This window comes from Halopseudomonas pelagia CL-AP6, from assembly GCF_000410875.1.
Taxonomy (GTDB): domain Bacteria; phylum Pseudomonadota; class Gammaproteobacteria; order Pseudomonadales; family Pseudomonadaceae; genus Halopseudomonas; species Halopseudomonas pelagia.
This window is the reverse complement of sequence record NZ_AROI01000020.1, coordinates 45,151-68,462: the sequence shown is the minus strand read 5'-3', so window position 1 is coordinate 68,462 and position 23,312 is coordinate 45,151. Positions and strand designations below refer to the sequence as shown.

The following is a 23,312-nucleotide window of genomic DNA, read 5'->3' as shown; positions in this document are numbered from 1 at the left end:
ATTCACTCCAGACGTCCATTGATATCCCGTCGCACATAGGCCTGTACCCGATCATCGGGCAGACGCTCCAGCAGAGGATTATTCCAGTCCACTATCTCACCCAATCCGATCACCAACATACCGCCAGGTGCCAACCGCTTGGCCAGCAGATTCAACAAATCACGGCGGCGCCAGCGGCGGAAATAAATGAGCAGGTTCTGGCAAAAAATGATATCCAGGTCCCTGATCGGGGCCTGGGCCAATTCCAGGATATTCAACCTGGCAAAGCAAATCCGGTCACGCAGTGCCGGGACTATTTCGCACTGTTCTGCGTCCGCTTCTTGCAGCCACTGCTGCTTCTCCGCCTCATTGAGGCCGCCCAGTCTGGAACGTGAGTAGCGCGCTGCGCGCCCCTGTTCCAACGCCTTGAGGCTGATATCCGTGGCCCATATGCCATAGCCCGGCGCCTTGCTGGCCGCCTGCTGGTTGGCCGCCTGAAGTAACGCTTGCTCACTGATCATGGCCAGTGAGTAGGCTTCCTCACCACTGGCACAGCCTACGCTCCACAGCTGCAGCGGCTGCGTGGCTGCGCGTGCCACCAACAGTGCCTGCAGATGCCGGCCCACGGCGTCAAAGGAAGGTCTGTGACGCATAAAACTGGTCTCGCGCACAGTCAAACGGTCAATCAGCGCAGACCATTCAATCGCACCCGCAGGCCCCTGGGTGACGTGTTGGTAATACGCCTGGTAGTCGGCCATATTCAGCTCACGCATCCGCGCACAAAGACTGGTCTGCAAAAACACCTTGCGTTGGTCATTGACGCAGACGCCGGTCCGCGACTCGAGCAATGCCTGCCATTGATGGAATTGTTCTGCATCCATCTCCGGCACTTGCTGCAATGACCAGTTAGGCGTTCTCTGCACAATGTGTCCTTTGCTCATGCCGGCTTACGGGCAGCCAGCAGGCTACCCGACGTCTCTTGTCAGTACTGCTGCGGCAGGGTGAAGCCATCAACCGACTGACGCATGGACTCTGCCTGGACAGCCAGTTCGCCAATGCTGCGTGCGGTAGCGGTAGTACCGGCAGAGGTCTGCGAGGTGATCTCCTGGATCACGTTCATGGTATTGGAGATGTGGCCCGCAGAAGAGGCCTGCTGGCGTGCTGCGTTGGAGATGTTCTGAATCAACGCCGCGAGACTGGTGGATACTTTTTCGATTTCTTCCAGCGCGACACCCGCGTCCTGCGCCAGACGCGCACCCCGTACCACTTCGGAGGTGGTTTGCTCCATGGAGATAACCGCCTCGTTGGTATCGGTCTGAATGGTCTTTACCAGCGCCTCGATCTGCTTGGTTGCCGAGGAAGAACGTTCCGCAAGGCGCTGTACTTCGTCCGCTACCACCGCGAAGCCTCGGCCGGCATCACCCGCCATAGAGGCCTGGATAGCGGCATTCAAGGCCAGAATGTTGGTCTGGTCGGCGATATCGTTGATCAGGCTAACGATGTCGCCAATCTCCTGGGAAGATTCACCCAGACGCTTGATCCGTTTGGAGGTGTCCTGAATCTGCTCGCGAATGGTATCCATGCCGGTGATGGTATTTTGCACCACCTCGTTACCCTTGTTGGCGATGGCTACCGAGCGCTCTGCTACCGCGGAGGATTCGGCGGCGTTGGCCGATACCTGGTCAATCGACACGGCCATCTCGTTCACCGCAGCCGAGGCACCGGCAATTTCCTGGGCCTGATGCTCGGAGGCCTCGGCCAGATGCATTGCTGTTCCCTGGGTTTCCTGGGCGGCCGAGGATACCTGCAGTGCGGTTTCGTTAATGGTTTGTACCAGGGCACGCAGTTGGTCAATGGAGAAGTTGATAGAGTCGGCAATCGCCCCGGTAAAGTCTTCCGTTACCGTTGCCTGGGCGGTCAAGTCACCATCGGCAAGGTCGGCAATTTCATCGAGCAGACGCAGAATTGCCGCCTGGTTCTTGTCATTTTTTTCTGCCGTTTCAGCCAAGCGCAGGCGCGTTTCGCGGGTCATTTGCACACCGATCAGCAAAATACTGCCAAGAGCAACTAACGCCAGTACATAACCCAGCAAGGTATTGATCCAGCGCGCATCACTACGCGCCTCAAAGCCAGCGGTGAGCTGCGATACGTTGTCCAACAGCAGTTGGGAGTCGGTAAAGGTTTCACTGGCAGCCAGACTCACCTGATACAGCTCGGGAGACGTCAGCAGGATCTCATCAACCGATTCGGATACGAAAGTGAACAGGTCGGCAATATCGTTCAACCGCACCAGGGCGTCGGCATCCGTCACCCGTTCGATGCCGATGGCTGGGTTGCCTTCGATCATGCCTTGCAGCACGCGCCCAAACAGGCTCGCATCGCGGCCGAAACTGTCCGCCGCCATCACCGCGTCTTCATCACCTGCCAGTACTCGGTTTACCGAGTTGAGGATGCGCTCGGCCAGCAACGACTGACGCTGGGCAATAGCCACCTGGTCTGCGGCGGCATCACTATCGATGAGCACGTCTACCACGTCCTCATATTCAACCTGCAACTGCGGGATGGTGTCGGACAGCGTCAGGGCCACTTCATTCAGCGACAGCACAGTCGCTTCGCTGGCAAGAATCTCGTCAGCGTTGTTACGCACTCGATCCCAGTTGCTTTGCACCGTCTGCATTTCCTCCTGCAACGACTGGGGAGCCGCCGGCAGGCCGGTTTCTTCGCGTCCATCGGTCAGGTACTCCCAGCGTTGCTGGAAGTCATTACGCTCGTCGAGCAGCAGTGCGAAGGCCTCGGGCGTACCCGTTGCTGCCTCACTGGCAGATTTGGATATCTGCTGAGACAACACCCGCAGCTCACCAGCGTGACCTATGTATTCGGTGTCGTAGGCACTCTGAATGTTCAGGTACAGGAAGTTGACGAAGAGCAGCAGCAAAGAAACGATCAGAGCGGCAAACAAGCCGGTGAGCGTGCGATTGCTGCGCATGTTGGACAGTATCTGCTTATCAAACTTTTTCATCATCTGGCCCCTACCTGGCCTACAACATTATTCTTGCTATCCTGGATTTAGTCGCGACACCGGGTTGACCGGCCGCCCCCTCCCTCAATCAGATCGCCACGTCGAGAAACGCCTGATCGCGCGCCAATGCCCGGAAGTTGAATACCAATGATGCCGACTCCTGGACATAAGCTCCCACCACGAAAGGTCTAAAGCCTTCCTCAATGCTGGGCAATTCGGTGCTAAAACTGCTGACTGGAAAATGCTGCATGCCCAGCAGCTCATCAATCAATAACCCCACAAACAGGCCATCGCGGTCGAGAACCAGGACGCGCCGCTGCTTACGGGGAATGCTGACGGTGGAGCCGAAGAACCGGCTCAAATCGATGATGGGCAGCAGGCGGCCGCGCACATTCGCCACTCCGCGAACCCAGGATTTGACCCGAGGTAATGCGGTATAGCGCGGCTCATGCAGGATTTCACTGACTTCACCCATGGCCGCGACCATTGGCTGCCCGGCAACCCGGAAACCAACGCCACTCCAGGTTTCACTGACCACGTCTTGCGCTGGCAGGCCGATGGCCTGACGACGACAGCGCGCGGCCAGTTGCTGAAGAAGATCGAAAGGATGTATTGATTCTGCCATGCTTTGCCTGTTCTGGTTGTTATGCGGCAACATGCCAGCAACTGTTATCAGCCGCCCAGCACCGACTTCAATGTCTTGATCAGGGTATCTTCCTCAACCGGCTTGGTCAGGTAATCCTTGGCGCCCTGCCGCTTGCCCCAGACCTTATCGGTTTCCTGATCTTTGGTGGTGACGATAATCACCGGGATATGGGCCGTTTCAGGATCCTTGGTCAATTGCCGAGTCGCCTGAAAACCATTCAGACCAGGCATGACAATATCCATAAGCACCACATCCGGTTTCTCCTGGCGTGCCAGCGCAACCCCGTCTGCGCCATTTTCGGCCTTGAGCACTTCGTGCCCATGCTTCTCCAGCATGCCTGTCAGCTTGTACAGCTCGGTCGGCGAATCATCTACTACTAGAATTCTGGCCATGCAACTCCCCCGGTATGGCTATAAGGCGGCGGCAAACTCAAGCGCCCGACGCACCTGCTAAATCGTTCGATTGTGGAACATGGGCACGGATCGCACCCAGTAGCTCTTCCTTACTGAAAGGCTTGGTCAGATATTGGTCAGAACCGACAATGCGCCCCTTGGCCTTATCGAACAGACCATCCTTGCTCGACAGCATAATGACCGGTGTACCGCGGAAGGCGCTGTTGTTCTTTATCAACGCGCAGGTCTGATAGCCATCGAGACGCGGCATCATAATATCGACAAAGATAATATCGGGGTGGTTGTCGGCGATTTTGGCCAACGCATCAAAGCCGTCAACAGCAGTAATAACGGTGCATCCGACTTTTTTCAGCAGTGTTTCTGCCGTACGGCGGATAGTCTTGCTGTCGTCAATGACCATGACTTTCAGGCTTTCGAAATTTTCTTCCATTATGACCAGCCCTTGTTATTAATGGTGGGTGGTTAGCGCAAATGGCATGATGCCGACGCATCACCAGCCGATCCCTTTTCCGCGTACTTTTAACATAGTTTATGCAGCCAATCTATTGAGGCAACACCGTTTTCCGCTTTTTTACCGCCACGCACCAGATATGAGACATCCGCCGACATTAGTCAACCCTTCATCACAAGCCATCCGCAGAGTACACTGACTCGCACACCGCTTAGCCATCATCGCTCAGCCATCAATGCTCAACTATACATGCGGACCGACCACCTTATGCGCATTAGCCTTGGCATCGTCATGGATCCGATACACGCGATCCAGTATAAGAAAGACAGCTCACTGGCCATGTTACTGGCCGCTCAAACGCGGGGCTGGGAGCTGCACTACATGGAGCCCCAGGACCTCTATCTGGCCGATGGGAAAGCCATGGGCTGCATGCGCGCACTCAAGGTTCATGCCGATCCGCAGCATTGGTTCGACCTGGAAGAGCATCAACACAGGCCGCTGGCCGAGCTGGATGTGATTCTGATGCGCAAGGATCCGCCCTTCGACAACGAGTTTCTCTACGCGACACACATTCTCGAAGCCGCCGAACGCGCCGGCGCCATGGTCGTCAACCGACCTGCCAGCTTGCGCGACTGCAACGAAAAGCTGTTTGCCACGCAGTTCCCTCAATGCGCGCCAGAACATGTTGTTACCCGCCGCGCGAGCATTCTGCGCGCTTTTGCAAAAAAACACCGTGACGTTATTCTCAAACCGCTCGATGGAATGGGCGGATCGATGATTTTTCGTATCCAGGAGAACGATCCGAACCTCAGTGTGATTATCGAGACCCTGACTCAGTTTGGTCAGCAACAGATCATGGCCCAGCGGTATTTGCCCGAGATAGAGGATGGCGACAAGCGCATTCTGATGATCGACGGTGAGCCCGTGCCCTACTGTCTGGCACGTATCCCACAGCATGGCGAGACGCGCGGCAACCTGGCCGCCGGTGGTCGCGGCGAAGCCAGACCGCTAACCGAGCGCGATCGCTGGATCGCCAATCAGGTCGGACCCAGCCTGCGCGAACGCGGCCTCCTGTTTGTCGGGCTGGACGTGATTGGCGACTATCTGACCGAGATCAATGTGACCAGCCCAACCTGCATCCGCGAAATTGACGCTGCCTATCACACCGATATTGGCGGCCAGCTGATGGACGTCATTGATCAACGTCTCAAAGCACGCAGGGGCGCATAGACTTTTGACGACGGGCGCGGCAGACTTCGCAGGAAAATGTCAGCCGCCGCCAGCCTACGGACAGCATGAATAAAGCCGTGACACCCCCGGATATCGCCAATCAGCCTGAGCCCCCTGTGGTTACGGCCCGCGATCGCCTGGGTTTTACCTTGTTTCTGGCAGCGGTCCTGCATGCCCTGGTGATTCTTGGCATCACCTTTGATCTGCCAACACCCAGCGAACTCTCCAAGACCCTGGAGATCACCCTGGCGACCCAGCCTTCCGAGCAACAGCCGGAAAAAGCCGACTATCTGGCGCAGATGAATCAGGAGGGTAGCGGCACGCTGGAACACAAGGCCGCCCCCAGCACCACTGAAGAAGCAGTGTTTCAGGACACCGAAATCAACGAGGTCGCCCCGCCACAGGAGGCGAGCGCTCCGGAGCCCGAACCGGTCCGCGAACAGCAAGTGGTCACCACCACCGCGCCGCAACCCGAACGCGTGGTCAAAGCCCCGCCGACACCCGAGCCGGTAGACACCAGCGTGACCTTGCAACGCTTTGACATCACTCGCTTGTCGCAGGAAATAGCCAGCCTCGAGGCACAGCTCGCCGAAGAGCGTCAGCAATACGCCAATCGGCCTCGCGTACATCGCCTCAATGCCGCGTCGACCATGCAGGACAAGGGCGCTTATTATAAAGATGCCTGGCGCCGCAAGGTCGAGCGTATCGGTAATCAGAACTACCCTGCCGAAGCACGTGACAACGGCATTTACGGCAGCCTGCGCATGCTCGTTTCGATCAACCGCGACGGCACCCTGCGCGAAGTACAGGTACTGGAGTCCTCCGGACACCGGGTATTGGACAACGCCGCGCTACGCATCGTGCGTTTGGCAGCACCCTATGCGCCTTTCACCGGCGACCTGATGGATGTCGACGTGCTGGAGATTATTCGTACCTGGCGTTTTGAGCCCGGCGACCGGGTTTCCAGTTTCTGAGACCCTGTGTGCGGCCCTTTGGCGCTTGAAGCTTCTCGCGCAAAGCCCAATACTATGGGCATGAGCCAAACCAATGCGAACTACCTCAAGCATCATTTCCTGATTGCCATGCCGCATATGGCAGATCCGCGTTTCGTCAACAGCCTGATCTACCTGTGTCACCATAACAAGGACGGCGCCATGGGGTTGGTCGTCAATCAACCCAGCGACCTGCATCTGGCCGATATACTCGAACAACTGCAACCGGCCGTAGATCAGCCCGGCAAGGTTGCCAGCTTCCCTATTTATAACGGCGGACCAGTACAGACCGAGCGCGGCTTCGTACTGCACCGGGGCCCAGAGCAGTGGGAGGCCAGTATGGACCTGGGACAAATGCAACTGACCACCTCGCGCGACATTCTGCTCGACATGGCGCATGGGATCGGTCCTTCCGAGGTGCTGATCGCCCTGGGTTATGCTGGCTGGGACGCTGGCCAGCTAGACCAGGAGCTGGTTGACAACGTCTGGCTGAGCTGCCCTGCCGACCCGCACATATTGTTCGAGCTACCCAGTGAAGAGCGCTTGCTGGCCGCCGCGCGCAGCCTGGGCATAGACCTGCGTCTGCTTACCAGCCAGGCCGGGCACGCTTGATGGCAGCACCGCAACGAGCCATGGCCTTCGATTACGGCACCAAGCAGATAGGCGTTGCGGTCGGCCAAACGCTGACCTGCCGCGCCGAGCCGGTAGCCGTGCTGCGCGCCAAAGATGGAGTACCCAACTGGGATGACATTGCTCGTCTGATTGCCGAGTGGAAGCCCGACACTCTGGTGGTCGGCTTACCGCTTAACATGGATGGCAGCCCCAGCGAGATGAGCGGCCGCGCAGAGAAATTTTCCCGCCGCCTGCATGGCCGTTATAACCTGCCGGTACACTGCATCGACGAACGCCTTTCCACATTCGAAGCCAAACAGAGCCTGCGCGACAGCGGACGCAGCCCGACCAGCTACCGGGACAACCCGGTGGACAGTCTGGCCGCCGCCCTGCTGCTGGAAACCTGGCTTGGCGACCAACCCAAGGAGACGCCATGAGCGCCCTACCCGAGGTCGGCCCGTTGCTGCAACGCATGGCTGGCGAACTAACCGACTACCTGACCCAGCACCAAATTGAGGATCCAGCCTTCGTTGGCATTCATACCGGTGGCGTGTGGGTGGCAGAACAGCTGCGTGGTTTGTGCTTGCCGGATGCGCCGCTGGGCACACTGGATATCGCCTTCTATCGCGATGACTTTGCCCAAAACGGGCTGCAGCCGGGGGTTCAGCCCTCCGAGCTGCCCTTCTCGGTAGATGATCGCCACCTGATTCTGGTCGATGACGTGCTGATGACCGGGCGCACCATCCGCGCCGCACTCAATGAGTTGTTCGATTACGGCCGGCCTGCGTCCGTTACCCTGGTAACCTTGCTGGACATCGAAGCACGGCAATTGCCCATACGCGCTGATGTGCTGGGCAGCAGTCTGGCCCTGCCCGCCGGCCAGCGGGTAAAACTGACCGGCCCTGACCCGCTGCAGCTCACCCTGAACCCTGTTGCCACACACTGAGAGGCCCATGAGCACCCCACCCAGCCATCTGCAACTCAATTTCCAGGGTCAGCTGCGGCACTTTCTGACCATCGAAGGCCTGTCCCGCGAGCTGCTCACCGAGCTGCTCGACACCGCCGACTCCTTTCTGGAGGTCGGCGAACGGGCAGTGAAGAAGGTGCCGCTGCTGCGCGGCAAAACCGTGTGCAATGTGTTCTTCGAGAATTCGACCCGCACCCGTACCACCTTCGAGCTAGCGGCCAAGCGGCTCTCAGCCGACGTACTTAACCTGAATATTCAGACCTCCTCGACCAGCAAGGGCGAAACTCTCTACGATACCCTGCGCAATCTGGAGGCCATGGCCGCGGACATGTTCGTGGTCCGCCACGGCGACTCCGGGGCCGCGCATTTTATCGCTGGGCACGTCTGTCCGGATGTGGCGATTATCAACGCCGGCGACGGCAATCACGCACACCCGACCCAGGCGATGCTCGACATGCTGACCATACGCCGTCATCGGGGCGACTTCACTAAGCTGTCAGTGGCGATCGTCGGAGACATTTTGCATTCGCGCGTGGCCCGCTCGAATATGCAGGCGCTGAAAACCCTCGGCTGCCCGGATATTCGCGTGATCGCCCCGCGTACCTTACTGCCGGCCGGCATAGAGCAATACGGCGTGCGCGTATTCAACGATCTGCGTGTCGGCCTCCGCGATGTCGACGTAGTGATCATGCTGCGCCTGCAGAAAGAACGTATGCAAAGCGGCTTGCTGCCCAGTGAAGGCGAGTACTACCGGCTCTATGGCCTGACCCGGGAAACCCTGGCGCTGGCCAAGCCGGATGCCTTGGTCATGCACCCTGGGCCCATCAATCGCGGGGTGGAAATCGAATCCGAAGTCGCCGATGGCGCCCAGTCGGTGATCCTCAATCAGGTGACCTACGGGATCGCCGTGCGCATGGCCGTGATGTCCATGGCCATGACCGGACAAAACGCCCAGCGCCAGCACAACCAGGAAATCCTGTTAGCTAACCAGGTCAGGAAATCAGGTCAGGAAACCCCAGCATGCGACTGACAATTGAAGGCGCCCGGGTCATTGACCCGGCCAGCCAGTTGGACCAGATTACCGATCTGCATATCGCCGCCGGCCATATCGTCGGCATCGGCGAGGCCCCGGAAGGCTTCACTGCCAACCAGCGCATCGACGCCCGCGGACTGATTGCCAGCCCCGGGCTGGTGGATTTGAATGTCAGCCTGCGCGAACCCGGCCACACCCGCAAGGGCAGCATCGACAGCGAAACCCGCGCCGCCGCCGCTGGCGGCGTAACCAGCCTGTGCAGCCTGCCCGATACGCTACCGGTACTGGATACACCCGCGGTAGCCGAACTGATTCTGGATCGCTGCGCTCAGGCCGGCCAGGTCCGCGTGTTCCCCTTTGGCGCGCTGACGCGCGGGCTGGATGGCGAACATTTGAGCGAGCTGGTGGCCCTGCGGGATGTTGGCTGTGTGGCCTTTACCCAGGGTCTGGCACCGATGAAAAGCAACCGCATTCTGCGCCGCGCGCTGGAGTATGCGGCCAGCTTCGACCTGCCCGTGGTCTTTATGCCCCAGGACCCGGACATTGCCGAAGGCGGCAGCGCTCATGAAGGTGCCACTGCCGCCCGTATGGGGCTGGTCGGGATTCCGGAAACAGCCGAAACCGTAGCCCTGGCTCGGGACCTGCTGCTGGTCGAACAGACTGGCGTACAGGCGCACTTCAGCGGCCTGACCAGTGCCCGCGCCATGGATATGCTAGCCGACGCCCAGGCCCGCGGCTTGCGCGTCAGCGCAGACGTGGCCATGTATCAGTTACTGTTGTGTGACGAGGATCTGGAAGGTTTCTCCAGCCTGTTGCACGTACAACCCCCGCTGCGCAGCAGGCAGGATCGCCATGCGCTGCGTCAGGCCGTTCAAAGCGGCGTGGTGCAAGCCATCGCATCGCACCACCAGCCCCATGAGCAGGAAGCTAAACGCGTGCCCTTTGCCGCTTCCGCGCCAGGCATCAGCAGCGTCGAGATACTCCTGCCGCTAGCACTGACACTGGTCGCCGATGGCTTGCTGGAGTTGCCTGCGCTACTGGCACGCCTGACCTGTGGACCGGCCCGCGCGCTGAACCTGCCCGCAGGTTCAATCAGCCTCCACGAGCGCGCGGACATCACCCTTTTTGACCCGGTGGCGGCGAGCCTGATTGGCCATAACTGGCTGTCCAAGGGCGCCAACTGTCCGTTTATCGGCACGGGGGCACCCTGCAAAGTCACCCACACTATCAGCCACGGCAAGCTGGTTTATCAGGCCTGACAAAACAAGGAAGAGGGTCGAGTGCTATGGCAACTTTTGGCTTACGCGGCAAATCATTGCTGGCCCTGCTGCTGGCTTGTCTGCTGGCGCTGGTGCCCGCTGCGCTAATCGGCTGGCTGGCATTGCAAAGCATCCATGCGCATTTCGGTGATGGCTATGCGCGCAATGCCACGCTGCTGAACCGGGAGAAAATCCGCGCGCCCATTTCCCGGGAACTGGCCCTATCACTGCGCCTGGCTGATTCTGAAGTTACCCGCCAATGGTTGTTGGATGAAGCGGATGAAGCCAAGCGCGAGTTGTTTTTCATCGAAGCTGAAGGTTACCGCAAGGATTTTCGCGACCATGCCTACTTTATCGGCAGCGTGTCGAGTCAAGGCTACTATTTCAACAGTGACGACGAACCTCTCAACCAGCAACCACGCTATATTCTCGACGCGAATAAAGCCGCCGACAGCTGGTTCTTCAGCACGCTGCGCGACACCGAGCTGTACAACATTAACGTCGACTTTAACCCTACGCTGAACACCACTAAGGTTTGGTTCAATATCCTGGTTAATGACCACGACGGCACTACCATCGGGTTGGCCGGCTCGGGGCTGGACCTGTCGGACTTCGTGCGCGACTTCATCGCCAGCGATGTACCCGGCGTAAGCCCGATGATATTCGACCAGAATGGCGCCATTCAAGCACACCAGAATGCCGACCTGATTGCCCTGAACTCCGGCGCTGACGCCAATGCGCAAGAGCAATTCAGTCTGTTTGGCATGCTTGCCGACGAGGCTCAGCGCAATGAAGTGCGCAGCGCGATGCTACGCGCTCTGGCTGAACCAGACAGCGTGGTCACGCTGCGGGTCACGCTCGATGGCGAACCTCAATTACTCGCGCTGAGCTATCTGCCAGAGCTGGGCTGGTTCGTCGCCAACGGGGTGGACCTGGACAGTGCTCAGGTCATAGACAGCCAGTGGCTGCTGCCCATTCTTTTCGCCCTGGGCGGACTGATTCTGGTACTGATGCTGCTTTTTGCATTGGCAATAGAACGCCTGCTGCTCAACCCTCTGCGCCAACTCAAGCGCAGTGCTCAGGCCATGGCGGCCGGCCGCTACGATGTACAGATGCCGGCGGCCCGTGACGACGAAATCGGAGAATTGAATACGGCCTTCGGCATCATGGCCAACAAGGTCAGGCACCATACTCTTGAGCTAGAACAGCGCGTGCAAGAGCGTACCAGCGAGCTAGAGCAGGCTAACCAGGAAATGGCCAACGCACAAAAGAAAATCGGCGACTCGATTGACTATGCCAGCCTGATTCAGCGTTCGATCCTGCCCGATCGCGAACTGGTCAGCGCTCTGGGTGAGCATCATGCGGTGCTATGGCGGCCCAGGGATGTGGTCGGTGGCGACTTCTATGTGTTCCGCAATGAAGGTCAGCATTGCCTGCTCGGCGTAGTGGATTGCGCTGGCCATGGCGTCCCCGGCGCACTGATGACCATGCTCGCGCACGCCGCACTGGATCAAGCCATCAGTGACTGCGGCATGCTCGATCCAGCAGGCGTGCTGCAACGCACCGACCAGATCATTCGCAAGATGCTCAGTGATGCGCCGGAATACAAAGCCTTGGCAACTAATATGGATGTAGGCCTGGCCTACGTAAATCTGGACCAGCGCGAGGTCATTTTTGCCGGGGCCAAGATTGCGTTGTACTACAGTGACGGCGAACGCGTCGACCTGATACCGGGCGCCAAGCGGGCACTGGGCGACAAGCGCCAGACGCAGTATGTCAACCAGAGCGTTGCCCTGAAATCCGGCCGTACCTTTTACTTGAGTACCGATGGCTTTCTGGATCAGGCCGGTGGCGAGAACGGTTTTGGCTTTGGCAACAGCCGCTTTGCCGATATGCTAGTACAGCACGCACGGCTACCGTTGGAGCAGCAAAGCGACGCTTTCAGTGACACTCTGGCCGTCTACCAGGGTGACTATGCTCAGCGTGACGACATTACCCTGTTGTGTTTTCGTTTCGATTGACCAGCCCGGGCTTGCCCTGGCCTCCGATGACAACCCTGCCTTAATGGAGCAGTGATGGATACGATTGACTTGTTTGCCATGCGCGAGCGGTTCGACAACCAGCAAATTATGCTGTGTTTTAACGGACCTATATCGCGCAGTCTGATTGAAGAAATAGGCAACGCACTGCGTAACTATCTCAGCGCCGACCACGCACACCCCTCTGCGGCGATGGATGTCTTCGCCGTTTATATCGAAATGACCCAGAACATCAGCCACTATGCACGGGTCCGCGGTTGGAGCGAGCAGGAGTCGGGGGCCACGGTTGTGGTCTCGCGTGATGCCGAGGGCCATTATGTTGTTTCGGCCGGCAACCTGGTGGAACAGCGCGATGGTGAGACGCTGCTCCAGGCGGTCAACGATCTGGCCGGGCTGGACAAGGCCGAACTCAAAGCGCTGTACAAGGAGCAACTGCGCAAACCGCGAAACGCGGAGAAAAGCAGCGGTGCAGGACTGGGCTTGATCGACATCGCGCGTAAGTCCAGCCAGCCGCTCCATGCCTCTTTGCGCCCAGTGACCGAAGGTCGGGGTTTTCTCAGCCTGCGCGCTGTTATCTGAAGGTAAACGAGTTAAACGACATGAATGATTTTTCAATACCCGGCACCCAGTCCACCCCCGAGATCCGCAGCGACTGGGAAGCGGGTTTACTGTACATGCAGGGCGATTCTTACCCGGAAAACTCCTTTGAACTGTTCACCCAGGTGTTTGACTGGATCGAGAAATATTTGCGCGACAACGCTCGCCCATTGAGTCTCCAGTTGCACCTGCTGTATTTAAATACCAGCAGCATCAAAGCGCTAATGGATATTTTCGACCAACTCGAAGCGGCCCACGGCGAGGGCAAATCGGTCAGTGTGAAATGGCACTACGACACTCGCAATGAGCGCGTCGCCGAGTTGGCTGAGGAATTCAAGGAAGACTGCTCCTTTCCCTTCGACATACTCAGTGGCTGATTATGGCTGGCGCCGATAAATCTCTGGAAGCATTGATAGAAGAGCTACTGGCCGATGAAAGCACCCGCCAGAACGCTCTTTATGAGCCGCTGGAACGACTCTGGTCCGCGCACCGCGATCTAGCCCGGCGGATTGACCGTATCAGCCGCATTTCGGATGTCTATCAGACCCTTGCCAAGGAAAACGAGCTAACCCTGACCGAGCGCCTTAACAAGCAACTGCGTCAGTTGAGCAAAGTGGCACGGATTTCCGACCACTATCAGAAAATGATGCACGACCTGAACCTGGCCCTGCGTGAGGCGTCCAACCATGACCCGTTGACGGGCTTGGGCAATCGCCGGCTACTGCTGGAACGGCTCAAGGAAGAAACCGAGCGCGCGCGCAGGTACAACCGCTCGTTCAGCATCGCCATGCTCGATATTGATCGGTTCAAATCGATCAACGATGATCACGGGCACGAGCTAGGCGATTTGGTGCTGGTGGAGATTTCCCGCGTACTGGATGCTGAAGTGCGGGAACAGGACCTGTGCGGACGCTGGGGAGGAGAAGAGTTTTTGATTATCCTGCCGGAAACCAATTTGGAGCACGCGGCCCAAGTCATGGAGCGTATCCGCACATCCATAGCCAACCTGGTAGTGCGCAATGGAGAAGAAACCATTAGAGCAACCGCCAGCATTGGCGTGGCAGAGTATCAGCAGGGCTGCAGTTACTCTGACACCATCAATCAGGCAGATCTTGCCCTGCTGCTGGCCAAACGCTCCGGCCGTGACCGCATCGAACTGGCAGTACCTGACGCCGCTGCCAACTAATCACCGCGTTAGCGGCGGTGATCCTCGTCGTCGCCCTCCAGAGCAAAATCATTCTTGCTGCCCATCAGCTGCTTGCCGTCGGTTTCTGAGCCCAGCTTGATCAACAGGCGCAGATCGTTGGCCGAGTCGGCATGCAGCAAAGCATCTTCATAGGTGATCTCGCCTTGGCTATAGAGCCGATACAAGGCCTGATCAAAGGTCTGCATACCCAGCTCGGTAGAGCGCGCCATCAACGGCTTGAGCTCGTGCACTTCACCCTTGCGAATCATGTCTGCCGCCAGTGGCGTATTCAGCAATACTTCAATCGCCGCTCGGCGACCCTTGCCGTCCGGCGTCGGAATCAGTTGCTGGGCAACGATTGCCTTTAGGTTCAGGGACAGATCCATCCACACCTGCTGATGCATTTCGGTGGGAAAGAAATGAATGATCCGGTCCAGCGCCTGGTTGGCATTGTTGGCGTGCAGCGTCGCCAGGCACAGGTGGCCGGTTTCAGCGAAGGCCACCGCGTGGTCCATGGTTTCCTTGGTACGTACTTCACCGATCAGAATCACATCCGGCGCCTGACGCAGAGTGTTCTTCAGCGCTACTTCGAAAGAATCGGTATCGATGCCGACCTCGCGCTGGGTAACGATGCAGTTCTGATGCTGGTGAATAAACTCGATCGGGTCTTCGATGGTAATGATGTGGCCGCTGGAATTCTTGTTGCGGTAACCGATCATTGATGCCAGAGAGGTGGACTTGCCGGTACCGGTGGCACCAACAAAAATCACCAGACCGCGCTTGGTCATTGACAGCTGCTTGAGTATTTCCGGAAGACGCAGTTCTTCCATACTCGGAATATTCACTTCGATACGGCGCAACACCATGCCCACCAGGTTGCGCTGGTAGAAGGCGCTGACCCGGAAGCGGCCGATCCCGCGGGCACTGATAGCAAAGTTGCACTCACGCTTTTCGGCGAATTCACGGCGCTGGGACTCGGTCATCACGCCAAGCACCGTTTCGCGCGTTTGTTCGGGCGACAGGGGCGTCTTGGTGACGGGCAGTATCTTGCCGTTGACCTTCATACTCGGGGCAACGCCGGCAGTGATGAAAAGGTCTGATGCACCCTTTTCAACCATCAGCCGCAACAGTTTTTCAAACTCCATGATGTGCCTCTTCTCACTCCTGGGTACAGGCATTCACGCCTGCACCGCTATAATTGCTGCGCGTTAGAATCCGTCAGTATTCTTGGCTTTTTCGCGCGCACTTTCCTTGGTAACCAGGCCCTTGGCGACCAGGCTCTTGAGGCACATATCCAGCGTCTGCATACCGATGTTGCCGCCGGTTTGAATAGCCGAATACATCTGCGCCACCTTGTCTTCACGAATCAGGTTACGAATGGCCGGCGTGCCGATCATGATCTCGTGGGCCGCTACCCGGCCGCCACCGATCTTCTTCAGCAGCGTTTGTGATACCACCGCCGTCAGCGATTCGGACAACATCGAGCGCACCATGGATTTCTCCTCGGCCGGAAACACGTCGACTACACGGTCGATGGTTTTGGCTGCGGAGGTGGTGTGCAGGGTGCCAAACACCAGGTGACCGGTTTCTGCAGCGGTAAGCGCCAGCCGAATGGTTTCCAGGTCACGCATCTCACCCACCAGGATGATGTCCGGGTCTTCACGCAGTGCCGAACGCAGGGCCTCGGCAAAACCCAGTGTATCGCGGTGTACTTCGCGCTGGTTGACCAAGCACTTTTTCGACTCGTGAACGAATTCGATCGGGTCTTCGATGGTCAATACGTGCTGATATTTGGTGTTGTTCAGATAGTCGAGCATGGCGGCTAGGGTGGTGGATTTGCCCGAGCCGGTCGGCCCGGTCACCAGTACCAGACCACGCGGCACATCAGAAATTTTCTTGAACACATCGCCCATGCCCAGATCGTCCATGCTCAGCACTTTCGAGGGGATGGTCCGGAACACCGCACCGGCGCCGCGATTCTGGTTGAAGGCGTTAACCCGGAAGCGCGCCACACCGGGCACCTCAAAGGAAAAGTCCGTTTCCAGAAATTCTTCGAAATCCTTGCGCTGCTTGTCGTTCATGATGTCGTAGATCAGACCATGAACCATCTTGTGATCCATAGCGGGTACGTTGATGCGGCGTACATCGCCATCGACACGAATCATGGGCGGCAGTCCGGCCGACAGGTGCAAGTCCGACGCGCCCTGTTTGGCGCTGAAGGCTAACAGCTCGGTAATATCCATAGGGTTCCCCATAACAACCAGCAAGCATGTAGAATGCCAGAAGATTTTTCTTAGATTGGCAGGTTTTAATGTCCGTAATGTCTACGATAGCAGAGAATATTGCAAACGTTCATGAGCGTATTCAGCGTTCTGCCTTCGGTGCCGGGCGCAATCCTCAAGAGGTCACCTTGATTGCTGTCAGCAAAACCCGTCCAGCCAGCGCGATACGTGACGCCTGGGCCGCTGGCATAAGACATGTGGGCGAGAACTATCTGCAGGAAGCCCTGGATAAGCAGGCGCAGTTGAGCGAGCTGCCGCTGGTATGGCATTTCATTGGCCCCATCCAGTCGAACAAGACCAAATCCATCGCCGAACATTTCGACTGGGTGCATGGCGTAGATCGGCTGAAAATCGCCCGGCGGCTGTCCGAGCAGCGGCCCGCTGACCTGCCCCCCTTGAACATCTGTTTACAGGTAAACATCAGTCGCGAGCCTAGCAAATCCGGCGTATTACCCGAGGAGCTGGCGGCGTTGGCCGCCGAGGTCGCTACGCTGCCCAACCTGAAGTTACGCGGCCTGATGGCGATACCCGCACCCGCATCGGATAGCGAAGGCCGCCGTGCGCCGCTGAAAGCCCTGCGCGAAGCCTTGCAGGCCTTGCCTTTGCCACTGGATACACTGTCTATGGGCATGAGCGATGACCTGACCGAAGCCGTGCAGGAAGGCGCTACTCAGGTGCGCATCGGCACCGCGCTGTTCGGCGAGCGCATTCACCCCCCCACCCATTCCGAGCAAGGATAACCCCATGAGCGCTCCGACCATCGGATTCATCGGCGCCGGCAACATGTCCACCAGTTTGATCGGCGGCATGCTGCAGCAGAACATCAAGCCCGGCCAGATTCTGGCCAGCGATCGCACCGCCGAGCAGGCCGAGCGACTGGGCAAGCAGTTCGGCATTCGCACTGGCACAGATAATGATCTGCTTGCCGCCGAATGTGACGTCCTGGTGCTGGCAGTCAAGCCGCAGGTGATGCAGGCAGTCTGTCGCGCCCTGCCGGCACAGCGCAAATCAGGCCAATTGATCATCTCCATTGCGGCGGGCATCAGCTGCGCCAGCCTGGAAAGCTGGTTGGGTAGCGGCACAGCCATCGTCCGCTGCATGCCTAACACCCCCTCGCTACGCCGCCAGGGTGTCAGCGGTCTGTTCGCCAACGCACAGGTCAGCGACACGCAAAAGCAACAAACCGAAGCTATCCTCAACGCCGTGGGTATCAGCCTGTGGCTGGAGCGCGAAGAGCTGATCGACGCAGTAACCGCCGTGTCCGGCAGCGGCCCGGCCTACTTCTTCTACATGATGGAAGCCATGACCGCCGCCGGCGAACAACTCGGCCTGCCGCGCGACACCGCTGAGCGCCTGACGCTATTCACCGCCCTGGGCGCCGCCGATATGGCCGTGCACAGTGACGTGGATGCGGCCGAGCTGCGCCGCCGCGTGTGTTCCCCCGGCGGCACCACCGAGCGCGCGATCAACAGCTTTGCCGAAGATGACCTGCCTGCGATCGTCGCGCGCGCCATGCAGGCCGCCGCCGCACGCGCCGCCGAAATGACCAAAGAACTAGCCTGAGGAAATCGCATGAACAGCGTTAATATGGCCGCCATCTACATCGTCCAGACCCTCGGCAGTCTGTACCTGCTTATCGTACTGCTGCGCTTCGTGCTGCAACTGGTCAAGGCCGACTTCTACAACCCGGTCTCCCAGTTCATTGTGCGCGCCACCAAACCACTGCTGATGCCTGTGCGCCGAGTAATCCCCGGCTTTGGCGGTATCGACTTTGCCTCTCTGGTACTTGCCTTGATCCTGCAGATGCTGCTGATGACGGTGATCATCAAGCTGATGGGCTATGCCTTGCCGAACGTACTGCAATTGCTGGTCTGGTCGATGATCGCGCTGACCGCGCTGTTCCTGAAGATCTTCTTCTTTGCGCTGATCATCAGCGTGATCCTGTCTTGGGTCGCGCCCACCAGCAGCAACCCCGCCGCGCTGCTGGTGCACCAGCTATGTGAACCCGTGCTTGCGCCGATCCGCAAAATTCTGCCGTCGATGGGCGGGCTAGATCTGTCGCCGATTTTCGGCTTTATCGCGCTACGCTTGTTCGACATGCTGATCATTGCCAACATCGCCGCCGCGACCGGTATGCCGCGCGGACTGACGCTGGCAATCTGATTAGGCGGCCCCGAAAAAGGCATAACTAGTGAGCTTCTATCACTGGCGCGGCGCCGATCTGATCCTCGATTGCCATCTGCAGCCCGGCGCCAAAACCATGGGTTTTGCCGGGCAGCACGGCGAACGACTGAAAATCCGCATCAGCGCTCCACCGGTTGATGGCAAGGCCAATCTGTTATTGCTGGCATTTCTGGCAGAGGAATTCGCCGTCAGCAAACGGCAGGTCAGCTTGCTCAGCGGTCAGCAAAGCAGGCAGAAACGCGTACTTATCCAGGCACCCGAGCGACTGCCAGAGATGCTAGGCATCGCCCCGCTGGGAAATATTGCGTCCAGCGGTGGCGCTCTTTAGACTGGCGCCTCGATTGTTGGCACCGCCCCTGGCTGGCCACCGCCAACCTATAAAGGAACTGCCTATTCATGTCGACATTCCCTGCCGACTCCGTCGGACTGGTAACACCCCAGCGCCTTAGCTTCAGCGAGCCCTTGAAACTCGCCTGCGGCAAGTCCCTGGAACAGTTCGAGCTGGTGTATGAAACCTACGGCCAACTGAATGCCAGCCGCAGCAATGCGCTGCTGATCTGCCATGCGCTGTCCGGCCACCATCACGCCGCCGGCTTTCACAGCGCAGATGAGCGCAAGCCGGGTTGGTGGGACGCCTGCATCGGCCCGGGCAAAGCCATCGACACCAACCGCTTCTTTGTTGTCAGCCTCAACAACTTGGGCGGCTGCCACGGCTCCACCGGCCCCTCGAGCATCAATCCGGCGACCGGCAAGCCCTATGGCGCCAGCTTCCCGGTGCTGACCGTGGAGGACTGGGTGCACAGCCAGGCGCTGCTGGCCGACCAACTGGGCATAGACACCTGGGCCGCGGTGGTTGGTGGCAGCCTGGGCGGCATGCAGGCGCTGCAATGGGCGATCAGTTACCCGCAGCGTATTCGCCACTGCCTGGCGATTGCCACGGCACCGAAACTCTCGGCGCAGAATATCGCCTTTAACGAAGTGGCGCGCCAGGCAATCATCACCGATCCGGATTTCCACAACGGCGATTACGCCGCCTTCGGTGTGATCCCCAAACGCGGGCTGATGCTGGCGCGCATGGTCGGGCATATTACCTATCTGTCAGACGACTCCATGGGCGAGAAATTCGGCCGCGAGCTGCGTACCGATGTGCTCAATTACGACTTCACCAGTGTCGAGTTTCAGGTGGAAAGCTACCTACGCTACCAGGGTCAGGAATTCTCAGAGCGCTTTGACGCCAACACCTATCTGCTGATGACCAAGGCGCTGGATTATTTCGACCCCGCTGGCGTCCATGATGGCAACCTGGCGAAAGCGCTGGAAGGTATTCAGGCGCGCTGCATGGTCATGTCGTTCACCACCGACTGGCGCTTCTCGCCGGCGCGCTCACGCGAACTGGTCGACGCCCTGCTCGCCGCGCGCAAGCAGGTCAGCTACCTGGAAATTGAAGCAGCCCAGGGCCACGACGCCTTCCTGCTGCCGATTCCCCGCTATGTGCAGGCCTTGCAAGCGTACATGAACCAAATCGAGGTGGACGCATGAGCATGCGCGCAGATCTGGAAATCATTCAGGAGTGGATCAAGCCGGGTAGCCGGTTGCTGGATCTGGGTTGTGGCGACGGCGAACTGCTGCGCTACCTGTCCGAGCAGCGCAAGGTCACCGGCTATGGCCTGGAGATCGACCCGGAGAAGATCAACGCCTGCATCAACAACGGCGTCAACGTGATCGAGCAGAATCTGGATACCGGCCTGAGCAATTTTGGTGACAACACCTTTGACAGCGTACTGATGACCCAGGCTTTGCAAGCCGTGCACTACCCCGATCAGGTGCTGGAAGAGATGCTGCGCATCGGCCGCGAGGCGATCCTGACCTTCCCCAACTTCGCCCATTGGCGCTGCCGTTTATATCTGGGTACAAAGGGTCGCATGCCGGTCTCCGAGTTCATGCCCTACACTTGGTATAACACGCCCAATATCCACTTCTGCACCTTCAAGGATTTCGAAGCGCTGTGCCGTGAGCGCTCGATTCGCATCCTTGACCGCCTGGTGGTCGATCAGACCCACCGCAGCGGTGTACTCAGCGGCCTGTGGCCGAATTTATTGGGCGAAATCGCCATTTACCGGGTTACCCGCTAGGCCTAAATAGCCCCTGAAGGAGAATCATCATGTTCCGCGCCCTGCTCTTGAGCCTGCTCCTGCTGCCCGCACTCGCCAGCGCCCAGCAAACCAGCCCGCAGCGCTTCGGCGATCTGCTGGTGTACTACAACACCTTCAACAGCAGCTATCTGCAACCCGATATCGCGGCCAACACCGGGCTGACGCGCGGCCCCACCCACGGCGTGGTCAGCATTGCCGTGCAACGCCAGACAGCCGAGGGTCCGGTTGCGGTCGATGCCATTCTGACCGGCAACGTGACCAATATGCTGGGTCAGAGGTCGACGCTGCGATTTATCCGTTTGCAGGAAGAGGAGTCAATCTACTTTGTCGCCAATTACACCTCTACCCAGCGCGGCCTGTTGCGCTTTGAGGTAGAGGTCCGCCCGAGCACCGGCGGCACTGCGCAAACCCTGCGCTTCCAGCAGGAGTTCTTCCCCGATGAATGATGTGCGCCTGCCCTTTCAGCAACTGATTCTCGCCAGCGGCAATCCCGGCAAACTCAAAGAACTGCAAGCCATGCTCGGCGAGCAGGTCACAGTGTTGCCGCAAAACCAGTTTGTGGCCGAGGAAGCGGTCGAAGACGGCCTCAGCTTCGTCGAGAACGCCATCATCAAGGCGCGTCATGCCTGCAGCGCTTCGGGGTTGCCGGCGCTGGCGGACGATTCCGGTATTGCCGTGGATGCGTTAGCTGGTGCCCCCGGCATCTATTCCGCCCGCTACGCCGGTGCCGGCGGTGACGCCGCAAACAATGCCAAACTGCTGGAGGCGCTTGAAGGGCTACCCACCGAGCAGCGCGGTGCCCGGTTTATTTCCGTTCTGGTGTTGATGCTGCATGCCGAAGACCCCACGCCGATTATCTGTGAAGGCGTCTGGCACGGCAGCATCCTCAACGCGCCCCGCGGCGATCATGGTTTTGGCTACGACCCACTGTTCTGGGCACCCGAAGCCAACTGCTCCAGCGCTGAACTCAGCCCAGCGGAGAAAAACCACCTAAGTCACCGCGCCAAGGCCATGGCGCAATTGCGTACGCGGCTGGGACTCAATTGACCAAGCTGCACGCGACCAGCTCCAAACGGCAAGCCAGCCCAGCCAGTCACTCGGACAACTTGCCGTTGCCGCCCCTGGCGACCTATGTGCATATCCCCTGGTGCGTACGCAAATGCCCCTATTGCGACTTCAATTCGCACGTCAGTGCGCAAGGCCTGCCTGAAGCCGAGTACGTAGACGCGCTGATTGCCGACCTGGAGCTGGACCTGCCCGGCGCCCAGGGGTGCGAACAAGACCGCGAACTGACCTCAATCTTTTTTGGCGGCGGCACGCCCAGCCTGTTTTCCGCAGAGAGTCTCGGCCGCCTGCTCGACGCCATGGCCAGTCGCTTGAACTTCGCCACGGATATCGAAATCACCCTGGAAGCCAACCCCGGCACCTTCGAGCAAGCCAAGTTTGCCGGCTACCGGGCGGCCGGCATTAATCGCCTGTCGATCGGCATCCAGAGCTTCAACGCCCGCCACCTCAAGGCGTTGGGGCGTATTCATGACGATCAGGAAGCCCTGGCAGCGGTAGCCATGGCACGCAAGGCTGGCTTCGACAACCTCAACCTGGACCTGATGCACGGCCTGCCGGACCAGTCCCTGGACGATGCCATGGCGGATATCAACCAGGCCATCGCGCTGGGGCCAGAGCATTTGTCCTGGTACCAGCTGACCCTGGAGCCCAATACGGTGTTCTACAGTCAGCCGCCGATTTTGCCAGTTGAAGACACACTATGGGCCATTCAGGAGGCCGGCCAGGCCAGGCTTGCGCAAGCGGGGCTAGCACAATACGAAGTCTCCGCCTACGCCCAGCCGGGCCGCCAGGCCAGGCACAACCTGAATTACTGGCAGTACGGCGACTTTCTCGGTATCGGCGCCGGTGCCCACGGCAAGCTAAGCCATCCCGACGGCCGTATCGAACGCTACTGGAAGACCCGCCTGCCCAAGGATTACCTGGATCCGGGCAAAGACTACTGCGCCGGCCGCAAGGTCATTACTGCGGGTGATCTACCGTTCGATTTCCTGATGAATGCCCTGCGCCTGAGCGATGGCGTGCCCACCGCGTATTACCTGGCCCGCACCGGCCAGCCGATTGAAGCGATTGCGCCTGTGCTGAATGAAGCCGTGCGCAAAGGCCTGCTCGAACCCTGGGACCAGCAGCTGCGCCCGACCGAGCGTGGCCGGCTGTTTCTTAATGATTTGCTGGAAATGTTTCTTTAGTGGCCAGCCAACCCCTTC

27 protein-coding genes are annotated in these 23,312 nt (G+C 58.9%); 20 read left to right on the top strand and 7 right to left on the bottom strand.

All coding sequences use genetic code 11. The features are described 5' to 3' along the window. Positions 1–2: 2 nt before the first annotated feature. The 5 genes from K787_RS0114935 to K787_RS0114915 all read right to left on the bottom strand — a co-directional run bounded on the left by K787_RS0114935 (position 3) and on the right by K787_RS0114915 (position 4,487). A complete protein-coding gene (locus tag K787_RS0114935) occupies positions 3–902 on the bottom strand; it encodes a CheR family methyltransferase (RefSeq protein ID WP_022963613.1) in 900 nt (299 codons plus the stop codon). A 59-nt stretch (positions 903–961) separates the two neighbouring features. Next, a complete protein-coding gene (locus tag K787_RS0114930) occupies positions 962–2,998 on the bottom strand; it encodes a methyl-accepting chemotaxis protein (protein WP_028614973.1) in 2,037 nt (678 codons plus the stop codon). Between the two features lie 88 nt (positions 2,999–3,086). Continuing rightward, positions 3,087–3,623 (bottom strand): chemotaxis protein CheW, encoded by a 537-nt coding sequence (locus K787_RS0114925; RefSeq protein WP_022963611.1) that lies wholly within the window; start codon positions 3,621–3,623, stop codon positions 3,087–3,089. 47 nt (positions 3,624–3,670) lie between these two features. After that, on the bottom strand, positions 3,671–4,036 hold the full coding sequence (gene pilH, locus K787_RS0114920; RefSeq protein WP_022963610.1) for a twitching motility response regulator PilH: 366 nt from the start codon (positions 4,034–4,036) through the stop codon (positions 3,671–3,673). 37 nt (positions 4,037–4,073) lie between these two features. Beyond that, positions 4,074–4,487, bottom strand: a complete 414-nt coding sequence (locus K787_RS0114915) for a response regulator (RefSeq protein WP_022963609.1) — start codon at positions 4,485–4,487, stop codon at positions 4,074–4,076. 288 nt (positions 4,488–4,775) lie between these two features. Between K787_RS0114915 and gshB the strand changes: the two genes are divergently transcribed. From gshB to siaD, 11 genes are all read left to right on the top strand, one after another. Further along, positions 4,776–5,738: a glutathione synthase gene (gshB, locus tag K787_RS0114910; protein ID WP_022963608.1), complete on the top strand. Its 963-nt coding sequence runs from the start codon at positions 4,776–4,778 to the stop codon at positions 5,736–5,738. Positions 5,739–5,803: 65 nt separating this feature from the next. After that, positions 5,804–6,712: an energy transducer TonB gene (locus tag K787_RS0114905; protein WP_022963607.1), complete on the top strand. Its 909-nt coding sequence runs from the start codon at positions 5,804–5,806 to the stop codon at positions 6,710–6,712. Between the two features lie 60 nt (positions 6,713–6,772). Continuing rightward, the gene (locus tag K787_RS0114900; RefSeq protein WP_028614972.1) at positions 6,773–7,342 is read left to right on the top strand and encodes a YqgE/AlgH family protein; all 570 of its coding nucleotides are present in this window, start codon (positions 6,773–6,775) and stop codon (positions 7,340–7,342) included. Further along, positions 7,342–7,779 (top strand): Holliday junction resolvase RuvX, encoded by a 438-nt coding sequence (gene ruvX, locus K787_RS0114895; protein ID WP_022963605.1) that lies wholly within the window; start codon positions 7,342–7,344, stop codon positions 7,777–7,779. Before K787_RS0114900 ends, ruvX begins: the two co-directional genes overlap by 1 nt. After that, the gene (gene pyrR / locus K787_RS0114890; RefSeq protein ID WP_022963604.1) at positions 7,776–8,288 is read left to right on the top strand and encodes a bifunctional pyr operon transcriptional regulator/uracil phosphoribosyltransferase PyrR; all 513 of its coding nucleotides are present in this window, start codon (positions 7,776–7,778) and stop codon (positions 8,286–8,288) included. Before ruvX ends, pyrR begins: the two co-directional genes overlap by 4 nt. A 7-nt stretch (positions 8,289–8,295) precedes the next feature. Continuing rightward, positions 8,296–9,339, top strand: coding sequence for an aspartate carbamoyltransferase catalytic subunit (locus tag K787_RS23325; protein WP_022963603.1), 1,044 nt, complete (start codon positions 8,296–8,298; stop codon positions 9,337–9,339). Continuing rightward, positions 9,330–10,601 (top strand): dihydroorotase, encoded by a 1,272-nt coding sequence (locus K787_RS0114880; RefSeq protein ID WP_022963602.1) that lies wholly within the window; start codon positions 9,330–9,332, stop codon positions 10,599–10,601. Before K787_RS23325 ends, K787_RS0114880 begins: the two co-directional genes overlap by 10 nt. Positions 10,602–10,627: 26 nt before the next feature. Continuing rightward, positions 10,628–12,622 carry a biofilm regulation protein phosphatase SiaA gene (gene siaA, locus K787_RS0114875; protein ID WP_022963601.1) on the top strand — a complete coding sequence of 665 codons (1,995 nt, stop codon included), beginning with the start codon at positions 10,628–10,630 and terminating at the stop codon, positions 12,620–12,622. Positions 12,623–12,676: 54 nt separating this feature from the next. Beyond that, complete coding sequence (gene siaB / locus K787_RS0114870; RefSeq protein WP_022963600.1) at positions 12,677–13,219, top strand: biofilm regulation protein kinase SiaB; 543 nt, start codon at positions 12,677–12,679, stop codon at positions 13,217–13,219. A 20-nt stretch (positions 13,220–13,239) separates the two neighbouring features. Then, on the top strand, positions 13,240–13,614 hold the full coding sequence (gene siaC, locus K787_RS0114865) for a biofilm regulation phosphoprotein SiaC (protein WP_022963599.1): 375 nt from the start codon (positions 13,240–13,242) through the stop codon (positions 13,612–13,614). A 2-nt stretch (positions 13,615–13,616) separates the two neighbouring features. Further along, positions 13,617–14,423 (top strand): biofilm regulation diguanylate cyclase SiaD, encoded by an 807-nt coding sequence (gene siaD, locus K787_RS0114860; protein ID WP_022963598.1) that lies wholly within the window; start codon positions 13,617–13,619, stop codon positions 14,421–14,423. Between the two features lie 8 nt (positions 14,424–14,431). Here the strand turns inward: siaD and K787_RS0114855 are convergent, their stop codons facing one another. Both K787_RS0114855 and K787_RS0114850 read right to left on the bottom strand, forming a co-directional pair. Continuing rightward, a complete protein-coding gene (locus K787_RS0114855; RefSeq protein WP_022963597.1) occupies positions 14,432–15,568 on the bottom strand; it encodes a PilT/PilU family type 4a pilus ATPase in 1,137 nt (378 codons plus the stop codon). A gap of 63 nt (positions 15,569–15,631) precedes the next feature. Then, entirely contained in the window at positions 15,632–16,666 is a 1,035-nt protein-coding gene (locus K787_RS0114850; RefSeq protein ID WP_022963596.1) for a type IV pilus twitching motility protein PilT, read from the bottom strand. A 77-nt stretch (positions 16,667–16,743) separates the two neighbouring features. Between K787_RS0114850 and K787_RS0114845 the strand changes: the two genes are divergently transcribed. The 9 genes from K787_RS0114845 to hemW all read left to right on the top strand — a co-directional run bounded on the left by K787_RS0114845 (position 16,744) and on the right by hemW (position 23,294). Then, a complete protein-coding gene (locus K787_RS0114845; protein ID WP_022963595.1) occupies positions 16,744–17,445 on the top strand; it encodes a YggS family pyridoxal phosphate-dependent enzyme in 702 nt (233 codons plus the stop codon). A 4-nt stretch (positions 17,446–17,449) separates the two neighbouring features. Beyond that, positions 17,450–18,268, top strand: a complete 819-nt coding sequence (gene proC / locus K787_RS0114840; protein ID WP_022963594.1) for a pyrroline-5-carboxylate reductase — start codon at positions 17,450–17,452, stop codon at positions 18,266–18,268. Between the two features lie 9 nt (positions 18,269–18,277). Continuing rightward, on the top strand, positions 18,278–18,868 hold the full coding sequence (locus tag K787_RS0114835) for a YggT family protein (RefSeq protein ID WP_022963593.1): 591 nt from the start codon (positions 18,278–18,280) through the stop codon (positions 18,866–18,868). 28 nt (positions 18,869–18,896) lie between these two features. Beyond that, the gene (locus K787_RS0114830) at positions 18,897–19,217 is read left to right on the top strand and encodes a DUF167 family protein (protein ID WP_022963592.1); all 321 of its coding nucleotides are present in this window, start codon (positions 18,897–18,899) and stop codon (positions 19,215–19,217) included. A gap of 68 nt (positions 19,218–19,285) precedes the next feature. Then, positions 19,286–20,428: a homoserine O-succinyltransferase MetX gene (gene metX / locus K787_RS0114825; protein WP_022963591.1), complete on the top strand. Its 1,143-nt coding sequence runs from the start codon at positions 19,286–19,288 to the stop codon at positions 20,426–20,428. Positions 20,429–20,430: 2 nt separating this feature from the next. After that, positions 20,431–21,021, top strand: coding sequence for a methionine biosynthesis protein MetW (metW, locus tag K787_RS0114820; protein WP_028614971.1), 591 nt, complete (start codon positions 20,431–20,433; stop codon positions 21,019–21,021). Positions 21,022–21,050: 29 nt separating this feature from the next. Next, entirely contained in the window at positions 21,051–21,488 is a 438-nt protein-coding gene (locus K787_RS0114815; protein WP_022963589.1) for a DUF4426 domain-containing protein, read from the top strand. Beyond that, positions 21,481–22,089, top strand: a complete 609-nt coding sequence (gene rdgB / locus K787_RS0114810; RefSeq protein WP_022963588.1) for an RdgB/HAM1 family non-canonical purine NTP pyrophosphatase — start codon at positions 21,481–21,483, stop codon at positions 22,087–22,089. The genes K787_RS0114815 and rdgB overlap by 8 nt, the downstream gene beginning before the upstream one ends. A 5-nt stretch (positions 22,090–22,094) precedes the next feature. Next, a complete protein-coding gene (hemW, locus tag K787_RS0114805) occupies positions 22,095–23,294 on the top strand; it encodes a radical SAM family heme chaperone HemW (RefSeq protein ID WP_052185390.1) in 1,200 nt (399 codons plus the stop codon). Positions 23,295–23,312 lie beyond the last annotated feature (18 nt).

Excerpts from the sequence above, each read along its gene's own strand:
- pyrR (WP_022963604.1), top strand. The coding sequence starts at position 7,776 with ATGAGCGCCCTACCCGAGGTCGGCCCGTTGCTGCAACGCATGGCTGGC.
- ruvX (WP_022963605.1), top strand. The coding sequence starts at position 7,342 with ATGGCAGCACCGCAACGAGCCATGGCCTTCGATTACGGCACCAAGCAG.
- K787_RS0114930 (WP_028614973.1), bottom strand. The coding sequence starts at position 2,998 with ATGAAAAAGTTTGATAAGCAGATACTGTCCAACATGCGCAGCAATCGC.
- proC (WP_022963594.1), top strand. The coding sequence starts at position 17,450 with ATGAGCGCTCCGACCATCGGATTCATCGGCGCCGGCAACATGTCCACC.
- gshB (WP_022963608.1), top strand. The coding sequence starts at position 4,776 with ATGCGCATTAGCCTTGGCATCGTCATGGATCCGATACACGCGATCCAG.
- metW (WP_028614971.1), top strand. The coding sequence starts at position 20,431 with ATGCGCGCAGATCTGGAAATCATTCAGGAGTGGATCAAGCCGGGTAGC.
- K787_RS0114925 (WP_022963611.1), bottom strand. The coding sequence starts at position 3,623 with ATGGCAGAATCAATACATCCTTTCGATCTTCTTCAGCAACTGGCCGCG.
- K787_RS0114905 (WP_022963607.1), top strand. The coding sequence starts at position 5,804 with ATGAATAAAGCCGTGACACCCCCGGATATCGCCAATCAGCCTGAGCCC.
- K787_RS0114815 (WP_022963589.1), top strand. The coding sequence starts at position 21,051 with ATGTTCCGCGCCCTGCTCTTGAGCCTGCTCCTGCTGCCCGCACTCGCC.
- metX (WP_022963591.1), top strand. The coding sequence starts at position 19,286 with ATGTCGACATTCCCTGCCGACTCCGTCGGACTGGTAACACCCCAGCGC.
- K787_RS0114915 (WP_022963609.1), bottom strand. The coding sequence starts at position 4,487 with ATGGAAGAAAATTTCGAAAGCCTGAAAGTCATGGTCATTGACGACAGC.
- K787_RS23325 (WP_022963603.1), top strand. The coding sequence starts at position 8,296 with ATGAGCACCCCACCCAGCCATCTGCAACTCAATTTCCAGGGTCAGCTG.
- siaB (WP_022963600.1), top strand. The coding sequence starts at position 12,677 with ATGGATACGATTGACTTGTTTGCCATGCGCGAGCGGTTCGACAACCAG.
- K787_RS0114835 (WP_022963593.1), top strand. The coding sequence starts at position 18,278 with ATGAACAGCGTTAATATGGCCGCCATCTACATCGTCCAGACCCTCGGC.
- K787_RS0114900 (WP_028614972.1), top strand. The coding sequence starts at position 6,773 with ATGAGCCAAACCAATGCGAACTACCTCAAGCATCATTTCCTGATTGCC.
- pilH (WP_022963610.1), bottom strand. The coding sequence starts at position 4,036 with ATGGCCAGAATTCTAGTAGTAGATGATTCGCCGACCGAGCTGTACAAG.
- rdgB (WP_022963588.1), top strand. The coding sequence starts at position 21,481 with ATGAATGATGTGCGCCTGCCCTTTCAGCAACTGATTCTCGCCAGCGGC.
- siaC (WP_022963599.1), top strand. The coding sequence starts at position 13,240 with ATGAATGATTTTTCAATACCCGGCACCCAGTCCACCCCCGAGATCCGC.
- K787_RS0114880 (WP_022963602.1), top strand. The coding sequence starts at position 9,330 with ATGCGACTGACAATTGAAGGCGCCCGGGTCATTGACCCGGCCAGCCAG.
- siaA (WP_022963601.1), top strand. The coding sequence starts at position 10,628 with ATGGCAACTTTTGGCTTACGCGGCAAATCATTGCTGGCCCTGCTGCTG.
- K787_RS0114845 (WP_022963595.1), top strand. The coding sequence starts at position 16,744 with ATGTCTACGATAGCAGAGAATATTGCAAACGTTCATGAGCGTATTCAG.
- siaD (WP_022963598.1), top strand. The coding sequence starts at position 13,617 with ATGGCTGGCGCCGATAAATCTCTGGAAGCATTGATAGAAGAGCTACTG.
- K787_RS0114855 (WP_022963597.1), bottom strand. The coding sequence starts at position 15,568 with ATGGAGTTTGAAAAACTGTTGCGGCTGATGGTTGAAAAGGGTGCATCA.
- K787_RS0114850 (WP_022963596.1), bottom strand. The coding sequence starts at position 16,666 with ATGGATATTACCGAGCTGTTAGCCTTCAGCGCCAAACAGGGCGCGTCG.